The sequence below is a fragment of the Rhodococcus sp. IEGM 1305 genome, assembly GCF_030058635.1.
Lineage (GTDB): Bacteria > Actinomycetota > Actinomycetes > Mycobacteriales > Mycobacteriaceae > Rhodococcus_F > Rhodococcus_F opacus_D.
Map to the genome: position 1 here is coordinate 1 of NZ_JASHKX010000045.1, position 19,646 is coordinate 19,646.

The 19,646-nt window shown below is 68.5% G+C and carries 16 protein-coding genes; 8 read left to right on the plus strand and 8 right to left on the minus strand.

Annotated features, from left to right (window positions below; translation table 11 throughout):
- On the minus strand, window positions 1-1,549 hold a 1,549-nt coding region (gene arc / locus QM693_RS33075), incomplete at its 3' end, for a proteasome ATPase (protein ID WP_283354444.1).
- A gap of 181 nt (window positions 1,550-1,730) precedes the next feature.
- On the opposite strand from arc, the gene QM693_RS33080 reads away from it, so the two are divergent.
- Window positions 1,731-2,225 carry a WKL family lipoprotein gene (locus QM693_RS33080; RefSeq protein WP_283335139.1) on the plus strand — a complete coding sequence of 165 codons (495 nt, stop codon included), beginning with the start codon at window positions 1,731-1,733 and terminating at the stop codon, window positions 2,223-2,225.
- A 48-nt stretch (window positions 2,226-2,273) separates the two neighbouring features.
- Here the strand turns inward: QM693_RS33080 and QM693_RS33085 are convergent, their stop codons facing one another.
- On the minus strand, window positions 2,274-3,128 hold the full coding sequence (locus tag QM693_RS33085; RefSeq protein ID WP_009473523.1) for a tRNA (adenine-N1)-methyltransferase: 855 nt from the start codon (window positions 3,126-3,128) through the stop codon (window positions 2,274-2,276).
- Window positions 3,129-3,222: 94 nt separating this feature from the next.
- On the opposite strand from QM693_RS33085, the gene QM693_RS33090 reads away from it, so the two are divergent.
- On the plus strand, window positions 3,223-4,128 hold the full coding sequence (locus tag QM693_RS33090) for a RecB family exonuclease (RefSeq protein ID WP_283354445.1): 906 nt from the start codon (window positions 3,223-3,225) through the stop codon (window positions 4,126-4,128).
- Window positions 4,125-4,961 (plus strand): thioesterase family protein, encoded by an 837-nt coding sequence (locus tag QM693_RS33095; RefSeq protein WP_280780054.1) that lies wholly within the window; start codon window positions 4,125-4,127, stop codon window positions 4,959-4,961. The genes QM693_RS33090 and QM693_RS33095 overlap by 4 nt, the downstream gene beginning before the upstream one ends.
- Before the next feature lie 64 nt (window positions 4,962-5,025).
- Here QM693_RS33095 and hisG read toward each other — a convergent pair whose 3' ends face one another.
- The 6 genes from hisG to metH are packed head-to-tail and all read right to left on the minus strand — an operon-like array spanning window position 5,026 to window position 12,254.
- Window positions 5,026-5,877: an ATP phosphoribosyltransferase gene (hisG, locus tag QM693_RS33100; protein WP_105416235.1), complete on the minus strand. Its 852-nt coding sequence runs from the start codon at window positions 5,875-5,877 to the stop codon at window positions 5,026-5,028.
- A 47-nt stretch (window positions 5,878-5,924) separates the two neighbouring features.
- Window positions 5,925-6,206: a phosphoribosyl-ATP diphosphatase gene (locus QM693_RS33105; protein WP_009473527.1), complete on the minus strand. Its 282-nt coding sequence runs from the start codon at window positions 6,204-6,206 to the stop codon at window positions 5,925-5,927.
- Window positions 6,207-6,231: 25 nt separating this feature from the next.
- Window positions 6,232-7,125: a pseudouridine synthase gene (locus QM693_RS33110; RefSeq protein ID WP_283354446.1), complete on the minus strand. Its 894-nt coding sequence runs from the start codon at window positions 7,123-7,125 to the stop codon at window positions 6,232-6,234.
- Window position 7,126: 1 nt separating this feature from the next.
- Window positions 7,127-7,984, minus strand: a complete 858-nt coding sequence (gene trhO, locus QM693_RS33115; RefSeq protein WP_283335142.1) for an oxygen-dependent tRNA uridine(34) hydroxylase TrhO — start codon at window positions 7,982-7,984, stop codon at window positions 7,127-7,129.
- A 15-nt stretch (window positions 7,985-7,999) separates the two neighbouring features.
- Window positions 8,000-8,692, minus strand: a complete 693-nt coding sequence (locus QM693_RS33120; RefSeq protein WP_283335143.1) for an HAD family hydrolase — start codon at window positions 8,690-8,692, stop codon at window positions 8,000-8,002.
- Window positions 8,685-12,254: a methionine synthase gene (gene metH, locus QM693_RS33125; protein WP_280780050.1), complete on the minus strand. Its 3,570-nt coding sequence runs from the start codon at window positions 12,252-12,254 to the stop codon at window positions 8,685-8,687. The genes QM693_RS33120 and metH overlap by 8 nt, the downstream gene beginning before the upstream one ends.
- A 51-nt stretch (window positions 12,255-12,305) precedes the next feature.
- Here metH and QM693_RS33130 point away from each other — a divergent pair, with 51 nt between their 5' ends.
- The 5 genes from QM693_RS33130 (at window position 12,306) to QM693_RS33150 (ending at window position 19,615) form a co-directional block, all read left to right on the plus strand.
- Window positions 12,306-13,247 (plus strand): PAC2 family protein, encoded by a 942-nt coding sequence (locus QM693_RS33130; protein ID WP_283354447.1) that lies wholly within the window; start codon window positions 12,306-12,308, stop codon window positions 13,245-13,247.
- On the plus strand, window positions 13,244-14,395 hold the full coding sequence (locus QM693_RS33135) for an MFS transporter (protein WP_280780049.1): 1,152 nt from the start codon (window positions 13,244-13,246) through the stop codon (window positions 14,393-14,395). Before QM693_RS33130 ends, QM693_RS33135 begins: the two co-directional genes overlap by 4 nt.
- A gap of 90 nt (window positions 14,396-14,485) precedes the next feature.
- The gene (gene nirB, locus QM693_RS33140) at window positions 14,486-16,981 is read left to right on the plus strand and encodes a nitrite reductase large subunit NirB (protein WP_283335145.1); all 2,496 of its coding nucleotides are present in this window, start codon (window positions 14,486-14,488) and stop codon (window positions 16,979-16,981) included.
- Window positions 16,978-17,304, plus strand: a complete 327-nt coding sequence (locus QM693_RS33145; protein WP_280780047.1) for a Rieske (2Fe-2S) protein — start codon at window positions 16,978-16,980, stop codon at window positions 17,302-17,304. Before nirB ends, QM693_RS33145 begins: the two co-directional genes overlap by 4 nt.
- A 124-nt stretch (window positions 17,305-17,428) precedes the next feature.
- On the plus strand, window positions 17,429-19,615 hold the full coding sequence (locus tag QM693_RS33150; RefSeq protein ID WP_283335146.1) for an acyltransferase family protein: 2,187 nt from the start codon (window positions 17,429-17,431) through the stop codon (window positions 19,613-19,615).
- The last annotated feature ends 31 nt before the right edge of the window (window positions 19,616-19,646 follow it).

Below are 19,646 nucleotides of genomic sequence, written 5' to 3' on the forward strand. Positions count from 1 at the left end.
GCACCGACTTGATCGCGTACTTCTTGGCGCGGTCGACGATGTTCTGGATCATCGCACCCGAGTTGAAGTCCTTGAAGTACAGGACCTCCTTGTCGCCGTTGGCGTACGTGACCTCGAGGAAGCGGTTCTCCTCGCTCTCGGCGTACATGCGGTCGACGACCCGTTCGATCATCACCCGGATGCAGGCCGTGCGGTCGCCGCCGAACTCCGCGATGTCGTCGGCGTGCACCGGCAGCGTCTCGACGAGGTACTTCGAGAAGATGTCCTGTGCCGACTCCGCGTCGGGACGTTCGATCTTGATCTTCACGTCGAGGCGGCCGGGACGCAGGATCGCGGGGTCGATCATGTCCTCGCGGTTGGACGCGCCGATCACGATGACGTTCTCGAGTCCTTCGACACCGTCGATCTCACTGAGCAGCTGCGGCACGACGGTGGTCTCGACGTCGGAGGAGACACCCGACCCGCGGGTACGGAAGATCGAATCCATCTCGTCGAAGAACACGATCACCGGGGTGCCCTCGGACGCCTTCTCCCGGGCCCGCTGGAAGATCAGCCGGATGTGCCGCTCGGTCTCGCCGACGAACTTGTTCAGCAGCTCGGGGCCCTTGATGTTGAGGAAGTAGGACTTGGCTTCCTTGCTGTCCTGGCCCCGGGCCTCCGCGATCTTCTTCGCGAGCGAGTTGGCGACCGCCTTGGCGATGAGCGTCTTACCGCACCCGGGCGGACCGTAGAGGAGCACACCCTTCGGTGGCCGCAGCTCGTATTCGTGGAACAGGTCCTTGTGGAGGAACGGCAACTCGACGGCGTCGCGGATCTGCTCGATCTGCCGTCCGAGACCGCCGATGTCGTCGTAGTGCACGTCGGGAACCTCTTCGAGGACCAGATCCTCGACCTCGGCCTTGGGGATCCGCTCGAACGCGTACCCGGCCTTGGTGTCGACGAGGAGGGAGTCACCCGGCCGAAGTTTGCGGGTGGGCGATTCCGCGTCGTACGCGATCGACTCCCTCTCGCTCTCCTCGAAGACGGTCGCGAGGGGTTCGGCCAGCCACACGATCCGTTCCTCGTCGGCGTGGCCGACCACGAGGGCGCGCTGACCGTCGTCGAGGACCTCGCGCAACGTGCTGATCTCACCCACACGCTCGAAGTTGCCCGCTTCCACGATCGTGAGAGCCTCGTTGAGGCGCACGGTCTGGCCGAGCTTGAGGGTCTCGGCGTCGACGTTCGGGGAGCAGGTCAACCGCATCTTGCGGCCGGAGGTGAACACGTCCACGGTCTGATCGTCGTGCACTCCGAGCAGCACGCCGTACCCGCTCGGCGGCTGGCCGAGGCGATCGACTTCTTCTCGAAGGGCGATGAGCTGCTGACGGGCTTCCTTGAGGGTGTCCATCAGCTTGGTGTTCCGGATGGACAGCGAGTCCACTCGCGATTCCATCTCACGAAGCTGTTCCGGCGACTCCGCGAGCTGCCTGCGCAGTGCCGACGCCTCTGCGCGCAACGCCTCGAGCTCTCGTGCGGCCGCAACCGAATCGGGGTTCTCTGTCGAGCTCATGTGCGTCTCCTCCCAATGAGATCTATCAACGCTACCGGCACTGCCCGAATTCTGCGCCGTGACACGGATTCTGCCGATTGCGAATCGGCATCGTGACGCCCTGGGCCACCGAACCTCTCATGTTAGCCTTACCTACTTGTCGAGCAGTTTCTCTCTGTTCTGTGTAACGAAAGGGTTCGTCGTGATAATCCGCAAGCCCCTGAACGGAACATCTTTCATCGGTAGGGCCGTGGTTGCCGTGGGCGCGGTGGTCCTCGCGCTCGGGATGTCGGCCTGCTCGTCCGACGACGCATCCGACACCGCGGCGACAACGTCCGCGGCTACGGCGAGCGAGGCGGTTGCCGCCCCCACGTCCGACGAACTGCTCGGTACGCTCCAGGTCCTCGTGGACCCCGCCCGACCGGTCGACGAGAAGACCGTCGTGGTCGTCGACGGCGACGAACGTCGCCCGAATCTCGAGGCCATGACGGCGGCGATGGCCAACTACCCGGTGTCCTTCACGGTCACGGATGTGCAGGTAGAGGGCGATACCGCGACGGCGAACGTCGCGATCGTCAGCCCGCACGGCACGGCCGCTCCGACCGCGTGGACGTGGGAGAACGTCGACGGCACCTGGAAGGTGTCGGACGAGAGCACGTGCACCCTGCTGGGCATGGCACGCGCCGGCTGCAGCTAGTCTCCCGCCTTCGGCGGCGTCCTGTCCGGGCGCCGCCGAAGGCGTGTCTCAGCCCTTGCCCGACCGGCGCTGCGGCTTGGGGGTGACGGTTCCCTCGGCGAGTCGCCGGGCGCTCACCAGGAACGCGGTGTGGCCCTGCATCCGGTGTTCCGGGCGCACGGCGAGCCCGACGACGTGCCACCCGCGGACGATCGATTCCCAGGACCGCGGCTCGGTCCAGCACTCCTGCTCGCGCATCGCCTCGACCACCTTCGAGAGCTGCGTCACAGTGGCGACGTAGACGATGAGCACACCGCCGGGAACCAGCGCCTTGGACACCGCGGGCAGCGCATCCCAGGGGGCGAGCATGTCGAGGACCACCCGGTCGACCTGACCGCCCGCCGCGTCGGCGTCGAACTCGGCGACGTCGGCGATGGTCAGGTCCCAGTTCTCGGGGCGTTCCCCGAAGAACGTCTCGACGTTCCGGACGGCGTGTTCGGCGTGGTCGTCGCGCACCTCGTACGAGATGACCCGGCCTTCCGGACCGACCGCCCGCAGCAGTGAGCACGTCAGCGCGCCCGACCCGGCACCGGCCTCGAGCACGCGGGCGCCGGGGAAGACGTCGCCCTCGTGCACGATCTGCGCGGCGTCCTTCGGGTAGATGACCTGGGCCCCGCGGGGCATCGACAGGATGTAGTCGACGAGCAGCGGACGCAGCGCGAGATATGGGGTGCCGTTGGTCGACTTGACCACGCTGCCCTCGTCGGTGCCGATCAGGTCGTCGTGCAGGATGCCGCCGCGGTGGGTGTGGAACTCCTTGCCGGCCTCCAGGTTGACCGTGTAGTGCCGGCCCTTGGCGTCCGTCAACTGGACGCGATCGCCCACCCGAAACGGTCCGCTCGGTCGCGTTTCGCGTCCCACCATCGTCACCGACTCCTCAGCCTGTTCGTCCGGCGCCGTCCGACGCCCACACCGCGCCCCGACTCGACTGTCGGACCGGGGGCCTACCCTGCCAGGTGTGAGCATCTCAGAGTCGCCAGCCCCCGTCACAAAGGGTTCCCCGTCACAGCCCGGCGACACTTCGGCCACCCGCAGGCGCCCCGCCCTGTCACCGTCCCGCGCCGGCGACTTCAAGCAGTGCCCGCTCCTCTACCGTTTCCGCGCGGTCGACCGGCTCCCCGAGGCGCCGTCGCGCGCGCAGGTGAAGGGCACGGTCGTGCACGCCGCGCTGGAGACCCTGTTCGGGCTGCCCGCGGCCGAACGCGTTCCGCGAAAAGCGGTCGATCTGATCCTCCCGTCCTGGGAGCGCATTCTCGCCGAGGCCCCCGACCTGATCGACCTGGTCCCCGAGGACGAGCGCGACACGTTCCTCGACGAGGCGCGTGCCCTCGTCACCGCCTATTACGAGCTGGAGGATCCCACCCGGTTCGAGGCCGAATCGTGCGAACAGCGCGTCGAGACCGAACTCGCCGACGGGGTGCTGCTCCGCGGATTCGTCGACCGCATCGACGTCGCCCCCACCGGTGAGGTGCGGGTGGTCGACTACAAGACCGGCCGTGCGCCCCGCGAGATGTCCGAGTCCAAGGCGCTGTTCCAGATGAAGTTCTACGCGCTGGTCCTGCTCCGCACCCGCGGCATCGTTCCCGCGCAGTTGCGACTGCTGTACCTCGCGTCCGGCACGGTCCTCACCTACGCACCCGACGAGGACGAACTGCTGCGGTTCGAGCGCACGCTGTCGGCGATCTGGAAGGCCATTCTGGCGGCCGGGGTCACCGGCGATTTCCGACCCAAGCCGAGCCGGCTCTGCGACTGGTGTGATCATAAGTCTCTGTGCCCCTCGTTCGGTGGAACGCCGCCTCCCTACCCGGGATGGCCGGAGGGGCCCGCCGAAGACGCACCGGGTTTCGAGGAGATTGTCGAATGAGTTCCGAGTCCTATTACGTACCACTCGGTTTGGAAGCACTGAGTGCGCCGGAAGTGGACTCGGACCAGAAGATCACCGTCGAGCGGTTCGACAGCACGGATCTGACGATCAGTGTGTGGGCGGAGACGATGCAGCACGGCGCTCCCCCGTCCGCGCTGCTCGTGCGGGCACTCGAGCGCTGCGCGCCGCGCGACGACGTGCGTCTCACGCGAGTCGTGGTCGAGATCCTCGGTCCCATCCCGATCGCCGAACTCGAGGTCCGGTCCTGGGTGCAGCGACCGGGACGCCGGGTGGAGCTGGTGGTCGCCGAATTGTGGACCGTCGGCGACCGTCCCCGTGCCGTCGCGCGGGGCTCGGCGTGGCGGATGGAGACCGTCGACACGAGCGACGCCGTCCACGTCGTCGACCCACCACTCGAACCGCGGTCCACCGGCCGGGACGGCAAGTTCGGCAAGGCCTGGAACTCGGGCTACCTGACGACCCTCGACTGGCGGTGGATCGCCGAGATGGGATGCGAGGGCCCGGGCAAGCTGTGGGCGAAGCCGCGACCCGCACTGGTTCTCGGCGAGACCTTGACGCCGCTCGAGCGGCTGTTCTCCATCGCGGACATCGCGAACGGCGTGGGATCGAAACTCGACCCGGCGGACTGGACGTTCCTCAACACCGACCTCACCGTGCACATCTTCCGGGTCCCCGAGGGTGAGTGGGTGGGGGTCAGCTCCGAAACCTCCATCGGACCCGACGGAGTGGGCATGTGCGCGGGCGTGCTCTACGACGAGACCGGCGCCGTCGGCCGGATCGCCCAGACCGTGCAGGTCCGCGCCCGCCCCTGAGCGGAGCGAGCGCGGACCGTGTTGCGGGCGGAGCGAGCGCGGATCGTGTTGCGGTGGAACCAGATCAGAGCGCGCGGCAGGACCGGATGTTGGACGCGAGGATGGCCTTGGCGCCGAGGTCCGCGAGTTCGTCCATGACTCCGTTGTGGCCCTTGATCGGGACCATCGCCCGGACCGCGACCCAGTTCTCGTCGGCGAGCGGCGACAGCGTCGGCGACTCGAGGCCCGGGGTGATCTTCAATGCGTCGTCGAGGATCGTCTTGGGGCAGTCGTAGTCGAGCATCAGGTTCTGCTGCGCGAACACGATGCCGCGCACCCGCTCGACCAGCTGGTTGCGTGCGGAATCGCCGTCGGGCGAGCCGGCGCGCTCGATGAGCACACCCTCGGAGTCGCACAGGGTGTCGCCGAACGCGACCAGGTTGTGCTGGCGCAGCGTGCGGCCGGAGCCGACGACGTCGGCGATGGCGTCGGCGACGCCGAGCTGGATCGAGATCTCCACGGCGCCGTCGAGGCGGATGACCGAGGCCTCGATACCGCGTGCGGACAGGTCGTCGCGCACCAGGTTGGGGTAGGACGTGGCGATCCGGAGCCCCGCGAGGTCCTCGACCGTCCAGTCCTTGCCCGCGGGAGCGGCGTACCGGAACGTGGAGCGGCCGAAGCCGAGCGACAGCCGTTCGGCGACCGGGGCACCCGAGTCGCGGGCGAGGTCGCGGCCGGTGATGCCGAGATCGAGTTCACCGGATCCGACGTAGATCGCGATGTCCTTGGGGCGCAGGAAGAAGAACTCGACCTGGTTGGACGGGTCGAGGACGGTCAGGTCGCGGGAGTCGGTGCGACGGCGGTAACCGGCCTCGCTGAGGATTTCGGCGGCGGACTCGGACAGCGAGCCCTTGTTGGGGACTGCGACGCGCAGCATGGCGGAGGGTTCCTTTCGGGAGCGGGTGGAGGAGTCTCGATCACCGATCACAGATGTCGGTAGACGTCCTCGAGCTTCAGGCCCTTACCCACCATCAGCACCTGCGTCCAGTACAGCAGCTGAGAGATCTCCTCGGCGAGCGCCTCATCGCTCTCGTGCTCGGCGGCGATCCACACCTCACCCGCCTCTTCGAGGATCTTCTTTCCCTGCGAATGGACGCCGGCGTCCAAGGCGGCAACGGTGCCGGAGCCCTCGGGGCGGGTAGCGGCACGCTCGGTCAGCTCGGCGAACAGGGATTCGAAGGTCTTCACGAGGACCCATTGTTTCACGCCGCCGCGGACCTCTCCGAACCGGTCACCACCCGAGTGTGCGGCGACTCTCGAACCGGCGGACCTCACCCGAACGGGGATCGGTGAACTCGATGGCCCGCGCCAGCAACCGCAACGGCGTCGAGAAGTCGCCGGGCTCGGATCGCCGGAAGTCCGGGTAGTAGTTGTCGCCCTCGATCGGCAACCCCAGCGACGACATGTGCAACCGCAGTTGGTGTGTCCGGCCGGTCTTCGGCAGCAGGCGGTACCGCGCGCGGCCGTCGCGGGTCTCGATCAGGTCGACGACGGTCTCACTGTTCGGTTCGCCCGGTTCCTCCGTCGCCGTCATGATCCCGTGTTCCTTGACGATGCGACTGCGGATGGTGCGCGGAAACGTGAGCGTCGGATCGTGCCCGGCGACGGCCTCGTATTCCTTGGTGACCTGCTGGGACACGAACAGTTCCTGATACGGCCTGCGGTCTTCCCGCCGGATCAGGAACACCAGGACGCCGGCCGTCGTCCGGTCGAGCCGGTGCGCCGGTGTGAGGTCGGGCAGGTCGAGCGCCCGCCGCAGCCGCACGACCGCCGTCTCGGTGATGTGCGCGCCCCGCGGAATGGTCGCGAGGAAATGGGGTTTGTCGATCACCACGAGGTGGTCGTCGCGGTGCAGGATGTCGATCTCGAACGGAACCGGGATCTCCGGCGCGGGGTCTCGGTAGAAGTACACGAAACGCGTCGGGGCATAACGGGTCCCGCGGTCGACCACCCTGCCGTGTTCGTCGACGACGTCCCCGCCGTCGATCAGCGACAGCCAGTGCGCGCGTTCGTCCGGGTACGTCTCGACCAGGAATTCGGCGACCGTCTTCGTGCCGACGCCTGCCGGCATCCGGATGCGATCGGGACCGAGGCCGTTGCGGACCGGCAGGGGCGCCCCCGCCACCTCAGCCCGCCCGATTCTCGGTGCAGTCGGCGCAGACGAGCACGAGTTCGCGACCCCGGTCGTCCGGCAGATTCTCGTACCGGGACGTCGGACCGCCGCACGTGCTGCAGCGCCCCAGGGTCTTGGCCTGATCGCTGAACTCGATGCTCATCCGCTTGTCGAACACGTACAGCGACCCCTCCCACAAGCCCGTGTCGCCGAATGCCTCGCCGTAGCGGACGATGCCGCCGTCCAGTTGGTAGATCTCACCGAATCCGCGCGAGCGCATCAGCGAGGACAGGACCTCGCACCGCACTCCCCCGGTGCAGTACGTGACGACGGCCTTGTCCTTGAGATGGTCGTACTTGCCGCTGTCGAGTTCGTGCACGAACTCGCGCGTGGTGGACACGTCGGGCACGACGGCGTCCCGGAAGCGTCCGATCTCCGCCTCGAAACCGTTGCGCCCGTCGAAGAAGACGACGTCGTCACCGCGACCCTCGATCAGGCGATGCACCTCGTCGGGCGCCAGGTGGGTACCGCCGCCGACAACGCCGTCCGCGTCCACCTTCAGCTCGCCCGGCGCACCGAACGTCACGATCTCCGGCCGCACCTTGACGCTCAGCCGCGGGAAGTCGTCACCGAGCCCGTCCGACCACTTGATGTCGGCGTCCTTGAACGGCGCGTAGCTGCGCGTCCCCTTCACGTACCGCTTGACGTCGTGGATGTCGCCGCCGACCGTCGCGTTGATGCCGTGCTCGGAGACGAGGATCCGTCCGGTGAGGCCGTTCGCCTCGGCGAGTGTGTACTGCCACAGCCGTATCGCCTCCGGGTCGGCGAGCGGAGTGAACACGTAGAACAGCACGATTTTCGGGACAGCCACGGGAAACCAGACTACCTAGAGACGGACACCACTCCGCTGCGCCCACACCTCGGCGAGGTCGGAACCGGTGAGGCCCTCGAGACTGTCCCGGAACACCCGCCCCGGGCCGTCGGCCACCGCGATCTCGCACGGGACGATGAGGACGACGCACCCCGCGGCCTGCGCGGACGCCGCACCGGTGGGCGAGTCCTCGATGGCGAGGCACTGCGACGGATCCAGCCCCAGCAATTCCGCGCCCCGCAGGTACGGGTCTGGATGCGGTTTGCCTGCCGGCACCTCGTCGCCGCACACCGAGTGGTCGAAGTGGTGCCTGCCGAGCGTCTCGAGTGCCCGCTCGGTGAGCCGGCGCTCGGTGTTGGTCACCAGCGCCGACCTCAGGCCGTGCGCCCGGACGGTCCGCAGTGCGTCGTGGGCGCCCGGCCGCCACGGGATCCCGTCGCCGAACAATTCCTCGACGCGCGTGAACATCCATTCCTTGGCCTCGGCGAGCGCCGCCGGATCCCGGTCGAGCCCGAGGGCGTCGAAGATGACGCCGAGAGCGTTGGCGCTGGACGCACCGATCGTCTTCAGCCGCGTCTCCTCGGTCATCGGCCCGCCGAGGTGCAGCGACAACTCGCGGACCGCGACGTCCCACATCTTCTCGGAATCGAGCAGCGTTCCGTCCATGTCCCACAGAACACCTGCGAGACCGTCGAATGCATCAGACATTGAAGTACTTCGCTTCGGGGTGGTGCAGCACGAACGCATCCGTGGACTGCTCGGGATGCAACTGCAGTTCCTCCGACAACTTCACACCGATCCGTTCGGGTTCGAGCAGGGCGACCATCTTCGCGCGGTCCTCCAGGTTGGGGCAGGCACCGTACCCGAAGGAGTACCGGGCACCGCGGTAGGCGAGGTCGAAGAATCCGGACACCTCGGACGGGTCCTGCTCGGCCACGTTGTGACCGCCGGGCAGCACGAGCTCCTCGCGGACCCGTTGATGCCAGTACTCGGCCAGCGATTCCGTCAGCTGCACGCCGATACCGTGCACCTCGAGGTAGTCGCGGTACGCGTTGGCGGCGAACAATTCGTTCGCGAAGTCCGCGATCGGCTGTCCCATCGTGACGAGCTGCATCGGGAACACGTCGACCTGACCGGTCTCCTTCGCCTCGGTGCGGGACCGGACGAAGTCGGCGACGCACAGGAAGCGGTCGCGGTGCTGGCGCGGGAACGTGAACCGGAAGCGTTCCTCCGCGTCGGGTGTCGGGTCGGTGAGCACGACCACGTCGTCACCCTCGGACACCGCGGGGAAGTAGCCGTACACGACGGCGGCGTGCGCGAGGATTCCCTCGGTGCTCAACCGGTCGAGCCAGTACCGCAGGCGGGGGCGGCCCTCGGTCTCCACCAGTTCCTCGTACGTGGGACCGTCGCCGGAACGCTGCCCGCGCAGACCCCACTGCCCGAGGAACAGGGCCCGCTCGTCCAGCAGCCCCGAGTAGTCCGACAGCGACACGCCCTTGACGATCCGGTTGCCCCAGAACGGCGGGCTCGGGACCACGATGTCGGTGGCCACGTCGGATCGCTCGGGCACCTCGATCGGGGTCTCGGCCGCCTTGCGCTTCTCCGCGATCCGCTTGGACCGCTCGTGCCGTGCCTTGCGTTCGGCCGCCTTCTCGCGGGCCGCGATCGCTTCCGGGCTGTCCGGGTCGGGTCCGCCGCCACGCTTGACGGCCATGATCTCGTCCATCCGGTGCAGGCCCTCGAACGCGTCGCGCGCGTAGCTGACGTCGCCCTCGTACACCTCGGCCAGGTCGTTCTCCACGTACGAACGGGTCAGCGCGGCACCGCCGAGGAGGACGGGGAACTTCTCCGCGACACCCTTGGCGTTGAGTTCCTGCAGGTTGTCCTTCATCACCACGGTCGACTTCACGAGCAGCCCGGACATGCCGATGACGTCGGCCTTCTGCTCGATCGCCGCGTCGAGGATCGTCGCGATCGGCTGCTTGATGCCCAGGTTCACCACGTCGTACCCGTTGTTGCTCAGGATGATGTCGACGAGGTTCTTGCCGATGTCGTGGACGTCGCCCTTCACGGTGGCGATGACGATGCGGCCCTTGCCGTCCTCGTCGGTGGCCTCCATGTGCGGTTCGAGGTATGCCACGGCCGCCTTCATCACCTCGGCGGACTGCAGCACGAACGGCAGCTGCATCTGCCCGGATCCGAAGAGTTCGCCGACGGTCTTCATGCCGGACAGCAGCGTCTCGTTGATGATCGCGAGCGGCGGCTTCTCCTCCATCGCGGCGGTGAGGTCGTCGTCGAGGCCGTTGCGTTCACCGTCGACGATGCGGCGTTCCAGACGCTCGAACAGCGGCAGCGCCGCCAGTTCCTGGGCGCGGGATTCGCGTGCCGACGCCGCGGAGACGCCCTCGAACAGTTCCATCAGCTTCTGCAGCGGGTCGTAGCCCTCGCGGCGGCGGTCGTAGACCAGGTCGAGGGCCGTTTCCCGCTGTTCGTCGGGGATCCGTGCCATCGGCAGGATCTTCGACGCGTGCACGATGGCCGTGTCCAGGCCGGCCTCGGTGCACTCGTGCAGGAACACCGAGTTCAGGACCTGCCGGGCCGCCGGGTTGAGACCGAACGAGATGTTGGACACGCCGAGGGTGAAGTGCACCCGCGGATGCCGCTTCTTCAGCTCGCGGATCGCCTCGATCGTTTCGATGCCGTCGCGGCGGACCTCTTCCTGACCGGTGGAGATCGGGAAGGTCAGCGCGTCGATGATGATGTCGGACTCGTCGAGGCCCCAGTTCGCGGTGAGGTCGTCGAGCAGGCGCTCGGCGATGCGGACCTTGTGCTCCGCGGTGCGCGCCTGGCCCTCCTCGTCGATGGTCAGCGCGACGACGGCGGCGCCGTGCTCCGTGACGAGCCGCATGATCTTCTGGAACCGCGAGTCCGGTCCGTCGCCGTCCTCGTAGTTGACGGAGTTCACGGCGCACCGGCCGCCGAGGTGCTCGAGGCCGGCCTGCAGGACCGCGGGCTCGGTGGAGTCGAGCATGATCGGCAGCGTCGACGACGTCGCGAACCGGCTCGCGAGGGCGGCCATGTCGACGGCGCCGTCGCGTCCGACGTAGTCGACGTTGAGGTCGAGCATGTGGGCGCCGTCGCGGGTCTGGTCCTTCGCGATGTCGAGGCACTTCTGGTAGTCCTCGGCGATCATCGCCTCGCGAAACGCCTTGGAGCCGTTGGTGTTCGTGCGTTCACCGATCATCAGGATGCTGGCGTCCTGCTGGAACGGCACCGCCGTGTACAGCGAGGACGTCCCCGACTCGTGCACCGGGTTCCGCTCGGCCTTCTCGACCAGACGGACCGCTTCGGCCACCTGCCGGATGTGCTCGGGAGTGGTGCCGCAGCATCCGCCGACCAGACCGAGTCCGAACTCGGTGACGAAGCCGCTGAGCGCCTCGGCGAGCTCCTCCGCGGTGAGCGGGTACTCGGCGCCGTTCGGGCCGAGCTGCGGCAGTCCGGCGTTGGGCATCACCGACACCGGAAGGGAGCTGTACTTGGACAGGTGGCGGAGATGTTCGCTCATCTCGGCGGGACCGGTCGCGCAGTTGAGGCCGATCATGTCGATACCGAGCGGTTCGAGCGCGGTCAGCGCGGCACCGATCTCGCTGCCGAGGAGCATCGTGCCGGTGGTCTCGACCGTGACGTGGGTGATGATCGGCAGCCGCGACCCCAGCGTTTCCATCGCCCGCTGACTGCCGAGGATGGCGGCCTTCACCTGCAGCAGGTCCTGGCAGGTCTCGACGAGGATCGCGTCGGCTCCCCCGTCGATCATGCCCATCGCTGCCTCCGCGTAGGCGTCGCGGAGGATCGCGAACGGTGCGTGGCCCAGCGTCGGCAGCTTGGTTCCGGGTCCCATCGAGCCGAGGACGAAGCGGCCCATGCCGTCGCGTCCGGGCCCCATCTCGTCGGCCACGTCACGCGCCAGCCGGGTGCCCTTCTCGGCCAGTTCCCGGATACGGTCCGAAATGTCGTAATCGGCGAGGTTGGGTAGGTTGCACCCGAACGTGTTGGTCTCGACGGCGTCGGCCCCGGCCTCGAAATACGCGCGGTGGATGTCTTTCAGCACGTCAGGGCGGGTGTCGTTGAGAATTTCGTTGCAGCCTTCGAGCCCGAGGAAGTCGTCGAGCGTGAGGTCCGCGGCCTGCAACATGGTGCCCATGGCTCCGTCGCCGATGACAACGCGCTGGTTCAACGCATCGAGCAGGGCAGAGTGAAATGGCGCAGACATGCCGTCCAGACTAGTGGGCGCGCGAACCAATGCTGGCCGTAGGCTGGGTGGGTGAGTTCCAGTGAGTTCCCCGTCACGCCTGCGGGCCGCGACGACGACACCCCCGACACCGAGGACGCCGGTGCGACGGACAGTGGCGTGCCCGTACTTCGTGACCCTGTCCTCGTCGCCGCCTTCGAGGGCTGGAACGACGCCGGCGATGCCGCGAGCGGAGCCGTCGAGCACCTCGAGTTGACCTGGGACGCCCAGCCGCTCGCCGAGCTGGACTCCGAGGAGTACTACGACTACCAGGTCAATCGACCCACGGTGCGGCAGGTCGACGGTGTCACCCGGGAGATCGTGTGGCCCGCCACCCGGCTGTCGGTGTGCTCGCCTCCCGGCAGCGACCGCGACGTGGTTCTGCTGCGTGGGATCGAACCGAACATGCGCTGGCGCAGCTTCTGCGAGGACCTCCTCAAGCTGATCGACCAGCTGCAGATCAACACCGTGGTGATCCTCGGGGCGCTGCTCGCGGACACCCCGCACACACGGCCGGTCCCGGTGACGGGCAGCGCGTACAGCAGTGAGGCCGCCGAGCGGTTCAAGCTCGAGCAGACCCGCTACGAGGGTCCGACCGGGATCACCGGGGTACTGCAGGACGCGTGCGTCCGGGCCGGTGTGCCAGCCGTGTCGTTCTGGGCGGCCGTGCCCCACTACGTGTCCCAGCCGCCGAATCCCAAGGCCACGGTGGCGCTGCTGCAACGCGTCGAGGATGTCCTGGACATCGAGGTTCCCCTCGGAGAACTCCCGGCCCAGGCCGACGACTGGCAGGAAGCCGTCACCGAGATGACCGCGGACGACGAGGAGATCGGCGAGTACGTCCGTTCCCTCGAGGAGCGCGGCGACGCCGAGACCGACATCTCCGACGCCATCTCGAAGATCGACGGTGACGCGCTCGCCGCCGAGTTCGAGCGATATCTCCGCAGGCGTGGGCCCGGCAGCTTCGGGCTGTGACGAAGAACTCATCCGAGTCGCTTCGTTCCTCGCTCCAGCGCACGGCGCTCTACGCCGGCGGTTTCCTCGGTCCCTTCGGCGGCGGGGTCGTCGCCTCGATCCTTCCCGAGATCGGGGACGACCTCGGCGTGAGTGCGTCCGCCGCGGCCGGCTCGCTGACGGCGTACCTGCTGCCGTTCGCGTTGCTGATGTTGGTGTCGGGCACGCTGGGCGCGCGGTGGGGGCAGACGCGGACCGTGCGGATCGCGTACGGCGTCTATCTGCTGTCGTCGCTGGCGTGTTTCGCGGCGCCGACGCTGCCGCTCTTCCTCGGCGCCCGCGTGCTCCAGGGGTGTTCGAACTCGTTCACGACGCCGCTGCTGCTGGCGGCGCTCGCCGCCTCGACTCCGCAGAAGCATCTGGGCCGGGCGCTGGGGGTCTTCGGCGCCTTCCAGGCCGCAGGAACGTCGAGCGCGCCGCTCGTCGGCGGGCTCGCGGCGGAGGTCGACTGGCGACTCGCGTTCCTCGTCATCGCCCTCGTGGCCGCGGTGCTGGGTCTGGTCGGCGTTCCGGACAGCGCTCCCGCCGAGCCGGGGGCACCGCGCCCGCGACTGCGCGACGCCCTCACCCCGTCGGTGCTGAGAATCGGGGTGGTGGCACTCCTCGGCTGGGGTGCGCTCGGTGGGCTGAGCTTCCTGGTCGCGTTCCGCGCCGAGGACGCCTTCGGGCTGAGCCCCACCCAGCGCGGGCTGCTCCTCACCGGGTTCGGCGTGGCCGGCATCCTCACCGCCCGCCTCGTCGGCGGGGTCATCGACAAGATCGGGGCCCGGTCAGCCGTCCTGATCGGCGCGGTCGGCGGGGCGATTCTCGTCGCGGCCGCCGGGACCGTGTCTCTCCTCGCAGTCGTGGCCGTGGCGTGGTTCGCGGCCGGAATCGCCGGTCAGTTCGTCCTGGTCGGTGTCAACGCCGCCGTGCTCGGGTCGCCGGGCCCGAACCGGGGCGGCGCGGTGTCCGTCGTGCAGGCGCTGCGGTTCATGGGCAACGCGCTCGCGCCGATCACCCTCACCCCGGTGTACTCGGTGTCGCCCGCGGCCGGCTTCCTGCTGCCCGCGCTGCTCCTCGCCGTGCTGGCCCCGCTGCTCATGCCCCGCGACCGCGCACCCGCCTGACACGCCTTCCGGGAGGGCTGTGAGGTGTTCCTGATTCCCACGTAACGTGCGCGCAGCCGTTACGACACTCCCGGGGCGGAGCCTCGACGCATGGCCAACACACCGAGTTCGAGCAAGCTGCTGGTCGTCGGCAACGGTATGGCCGGCGCACGCACCGTCGAGGAGATCCTGAACCGCGGCGGCGGCGAGCGTTTCGAGATCACCATGATCGGCGACGAGCCCTACGGCAACTACAACCGGATCATGCTCTCGCACGTGCTGTCCGGCGAAGCGGCCGTCGACGACGAGGACCTGATCCTCAACCCCATGGGCTGGTACACCGCCAACGGCGTCAAACTCCACGCCGGCGACCGCGCCGTCGCACTCGACCGGTTCGCGAAGACCGTCACCTGCGAGAGCGGCCGCGTCGTCGACTACGACGTGCTCATCATCGCCACGGGAAGCAACACGTTCTTCCCCAACATGGACGGGTTGCGCGAGCACGACGGGCGCCTGGCCCGCGGGGTGTTCGGATTCCGGAACATCGCCGACACCAACGGCATGCTGCAGATGGCACAGGCCCGCGACGACGTGTCCGCGGTGGTGATCGGCGGCGGCCTGCTCGGTCTGGAGGCGGCGTACGGGCTGCGCACACAGGGCCTCACCGTCGACGTCGTCCACTCCCCCGGGCACCTGATGAACCAGCAGCTCGACGAACGCGGCGGCAGCGTCCTGCGCGCCGAGATCGAGAAACTCGGCGTCGGCGTCCACACCTCGATGCGGACCACCGCCGTGCTGCGCGACGAAGCGGGCCTGGTGACCGGGGTGTCGTTCGTCGACGGCTCCACCCTGGACGCCGACATGGTCGTCGTCACCGCCGGAATCCGGCCCAACACCGAACTCGCACGGGCCGCCGGGCTGGTGGTCGAACGCGGTGTGGTGGTGGACGACCAGATGCGCTGCGAGGACGAGGGTTCCGTGTACGCCGTCGGCGAGTGCGCACAGCACCGTGGGGAGACCTACGGCCTCGTCGCCCCGGTGTGGGAACAGTCGGTCATCCTCGCCGAAGTCCTCACCGGCTCCAATCCCGAAGCGGCGTATGTCGGTTCGCGCACCACCACAAAACTGAAGGTCGCCGGCGTCGACGTGGCCGCGATGGGCGTCAAGGGACCGGAGACGGCGGACGACGAGTTCGTCCAGTACTACGAACCGCGCAGCGGCACGTACAAGAGCCTCGTCGTCCGCGACGGCAAGCTGATCGGCGCCACCCTGATGGGCGACATCAGCAAGGCCGGTTTCCTCACGCAGGCGTTCGACGGCAAGGTGCCGCTGCCCGAGGAGCGGATCAGCATGCTCTTCGACGTCGGAGCCCCGAGCGCCGCGACGAGTGTCGCCGATCTCCCCGACGACCTGCAGGTGTGCAACTGCAACGGCGTGAGCAAGGGCGATCTGGTGGCGTGCGTCCATTCCGGCGCCAAGACCCTCACCGACGTCTGCGCCCAGACCCGGGCCGGCAAGGGCTGCGGCTCGTGCAAGGGACTCGTCGCCGACATCGTGGCCTGCGCCGCGGGCGGCGAACTCGAGGCCGACCCCTCCGCAGACTGGTACGTGCCCTGCATCCCGATGACGAAGCCCGAACTCATCGCGACCATCCGGGAACGCGATCTCCGCGCCGTGTCCCAGGTGTTCGCCGAGCTCGCCGCGGACGCAAAGGAGGACGCGTCCGCGAAGATGCCCCTGGCCTCGCTGCTCCGCACCATCTGGGGGCCCGACTGGGTGGACGAGCGCGGCGCGCTGTTCATCAACGACCGCGTCCACGCCAACATCCAGCGCGACGGCACGTTCTCGGTGGTCCCGCAGATGAAGGGCGGCGTCACCACGCCCGAGCAACTCCGCAAGATCGCCGACGTGGCCGACAAGTACGGCGTGCCGCTCGTGAAGGTCACCGGCGGGCAGCGCATCGACCTGCTCGGCATCAAGAAGGAAGACCTTCCCAAGGTGTGGGGTGACCTCGACATGCCGTCCGGGTTCGCCTACGGCAAGAGCATGCGCACGGTGAAGACGTGCGTCGGAACCGATTTCTGCCGCTACGGTCTCGGCGATTCGACCAGCCTCGGCATCGCGCTCGAGGAGCGGTTCCAGGGCCTGGAAACGCCCGCGAAACTGAAACTCGCGGTCGCCGGATGCCCACGTAACTGCTCGGAGGCCCTGTGCAAGGACTTCGGTGTGGTCGCGGTCGGCGACGGCCGATGGGAAATCTACGTCGGCGGCGCCGCCGGAGCGCACATCCGCAAGGGCGATCTGCTGGCCACGGTCGAATCACCGGAAGCCGTAGTGGAACTCGGCGGCCGCTTCATCCAGTACTACCGCGAGAACGCGAAATGGCTCGAACGCACGTACGACTTCGTGCCGCGGGTGGGACTCGAACATCTTCAGGCGCTACTGGTCCGAGACGAGGAGGACATCGTGACGGGATTGGACGAGCGGATCCAGACGGCGGTGGACGGCTACCGGGATCCCTGGAAGGAGCGCAGCGCGCCGAAATCGCCCGCACAGTTCGCTCCGTCGCTCCCGCTGCTGCCGCTTCCCCAGGTGCCGGTCCGATGACCGCCCTGATCGAGGGGCCTTCCGAGGTCGCGGTGGGGCCGGTCAGCGACCTGACGCCGGGCGAAGGCCGGACGTACGTCGTGCAGAACCGTCAGGTCGCCGTATTCCTGTTGTCGGACGGCACCGTTCGGGCGATGGATGCGGTGTGCCCGCACAAGGGCGGGCCCCTCGCCGACGGACAGATCGACGCCACCGGCGTGATGTGCCCGCTCCACCAGTACGCGTTCGCCTTCGACACGGGCGCCTGCGCATCCGAGGGTGTGGGCTCGGTCCGCACCTACTCCGCGTCGGTTCGCGAAGGGTCGGTCGTCGTGCACGTGTGAGAGGCCGCTCACCGGCGCTGTGTCCTGATACGGCGTGCCTTTCGGGAAAGTCTCGGCACCGCTGTCATCATGAGCTCAATGCTGCAGCTGAAGGGGCACGTCGCATGGACAGATCGCTGGTCGAGTGAATACCGTCGCGAGTCCGGAACGGCGACGCCGATCCGGTAACCGCCCTCCGGCCGGTGTCCAGCCGGCCGAGACGAGGTTCCGCGCGGACATCGAGGGTCTACGCGCCGTCGCCGTGCTGGCCGTGGTCCTCTTTCACGCGGGCGTGCCCGGCATCGACGGAGGGTTCGTCGGTGTCGACATCTTCTTCGTCGTCTCGGGGTTTCTCATCACCGGCCTGCTGTGGCGGAACGTCGCGACCACCGGCCACGTCGGGCTGGCCGAGTTCTACGGTGCGCGGGCCCGCAGGCTGCTGCCCGCCGGGTGCATCGTGCTGGTGGCCACTGCGATCGGCTCGGCCCTGCTCCTGCCCCCTCTGCAGGCCCGCGCGGTCCTCGGTGACGGGATCGCCAGTGCGCTGTACGTCGGTAACTACCGGTTCGCCCTGCACGGCACCGACTATCTGGCCGCCGACGCGCCCCCGTCACCGTTCCAGCACTACTGGTCGCTCGGCGTGGAAGAGCAGTTCTACCTGCTGTGGCCGGCGCTGATCATCGGGGTCGCCTGGCTCGTCCGGCGCAGGTCACGGCGCCTCGACGCGGACGAAACACCGTCGACGACCCCGTATCTGATCGTGCTCGCCGTGGTCGCCGCAGTGTCGTTTGCGGTCTCACTCGACTGGACCCGGACCCTGCCGCCGTGGGCGTTCTTCTCATTGCCCGCCCGCGGCTGGGAACTGGCCGCAGGCGGGTTGGTCGCCCTGTCGGTTCGGCACTGGCAGCGGCTGCCGTCGGTGGTCGCCGCCGCGGCCGGGTGGACGGGTTTCGCGCTGATCGTCGTCGCCTGTTTCCGACTCGGTGAGACGACGCCCTACCCCGGAACCGCCGCGCTGGTGCCGGTCGTCGGCACGGTGCTGGTGATCGGGGCGGGGTGTTCGGCGCCCCGGCTGGGTGTCGGGCGGAGCCTGTCACTGCGGCCGATGCGGGCGGTCGGGCGGGTGTCCTATTCCTGGTACCTGTGGCACTGGCCGGTCTTGCTGCTCGCGCCGATCGTGCTCGGCCGCTCGCTCGACCTGACCGACCGTCTGGCGATGGTCATGGTGTCCGCGGGTCTGGCCGGCCTGACACTGGTCCTGGTCGAGAATCCCGTGCGCTTCGCTGCCCCGCTGCGTCGCTCGGCCTCGCGCAGCCTCGTGCTCGGCGGTGCCGTCACCGTCATCGCTGTCTGTGCGGCACTGGTGCTGCTGGTGGCGCGGCCGGTTCCGGTCGGACACGGAGCCGCGGCCGCGGCCCTCACCGTCTCTGCGCCGGCCGGATCGGCGCCTCCCGCAGTCGATCCGCGGGACGCCGCGGTCAACGACATGACCGCACAGGTGCAGGCGGCGGTCGCGGAATCAGCAGGGCTGCAATCGGTCCCGTCGAATCTGTCACCGCCGCTCGCCGACGCGCCGGCAGACAAGCCGGAGGTGTTCGTCAACGGCTGCGTGCGGTCGTGGCTCGAAGTGGGTCAGGACGAGTGCGCGTCGGGGGCCGTGGCGTCTCCGACGACGGTGGCGCTGGTCGGAGATTCGCATGCCGCGATGTGGGCCCCGGCATTCGAATCGGCCGCCGAGCAGAAACAGTGGCGGCTCGAGACGATGGGCAAGGTCACCTGCCCGCTTCTCGACCTCCCACTCACCAGCCCCTACCTCGGGCGGGAATACACCGAGTGCGAGCAGTGGCGCGGCGAGATCGTCGACCGTTTGCGGACCGAACGGCCCCGGTTGGTCGTGCTGAGCATGTCCCGGCGCTACGGCGCCGATTTCGGTTTCACCGTGTACGGCCAGGCCTGGCTCGACAGCCTGACCCGGCTGGTCACCGAACTCCGGGCCACGGGCGCGGCCGTCCTCGTCCTCGGACCGATCCCGGATCCGCAGTCGACGGTGCCGACATGTCTGTCCGCCCACCTGGACGACGCGACCGCCTGCTCACCGCCACGGCCGGTCGCGGTGAACGACGCCGGCGTCGCGGCCGAGGCCACGGCCACCGCCGTAGGCGGCGGGCGGTACGCCGACCTCACCTCCCTGTTCTGCACCACCGAGCGCTGTCCCGTCATCGTCGGCAACGACCTCGTGTACCGCGACGACAACCACCTGACCCTCGAACACGCTCAGGCACTCTCGCCCGTCGTCGCCGCGCTGGCCGACCGGGCACTCGCACCGGGCTGACCGGTTGCGACGGTTCCTGCAATCACATCCG

Excerpts from the sequence above, each read along its gene's own strand:
- QM693_RS33145 (WP_280780047.1), top strand. The coding sequence starts at position 16,978 with ATGACCGCCCTGATCGAGGGGCCTTCCGAGGTCGCGGTGGGGCCGGTC.
- QM693_RS33095 (WP_280780054.1), top strand. The coding sequence starts at position 4,125 with ATGAGTTCCGAGTCCTATTACGTACCACTCGGTTTGGAAGCACTGAGT.
- QM693_RS33120 (WP_283335143.1), bottom strand. The coding sequence starts at position 8,692 with ATGTCTGATGCATTCGACGGTCTCGCAGGTGTTCTGTGGGACATGGAC.
- hisG (WP_105416235.1), bottom strand. The coding sequence starts at position 5,877 with ATGCTGCGCGTCGCAGTCCCCAACAAGGGCTCGCTGTCCGAGTCCGCC.
- QM693_RS33085 (WP_009473523.1), bottom strand. The coding sequence starts at position 3,128 with ATGGTGGGACGCGAAACGCGACCGAGCGGACCGTTTCGGGTGGGCGAT.
- nirB (WP_283335145.1), top strand. The coding sequence starts at position 14,486 with ATGGCCAACACACCGAGTTCGAGCAAGCTGCTGGTCGTCGGCAACGGT.
- metH (WP_280780050.1), bottom strand. The coding sequence starts at position 12,254 with ATGTCTGCGCCATTTCACTCTGCCCTGCTCGATGCGTTGAACCAGCGC.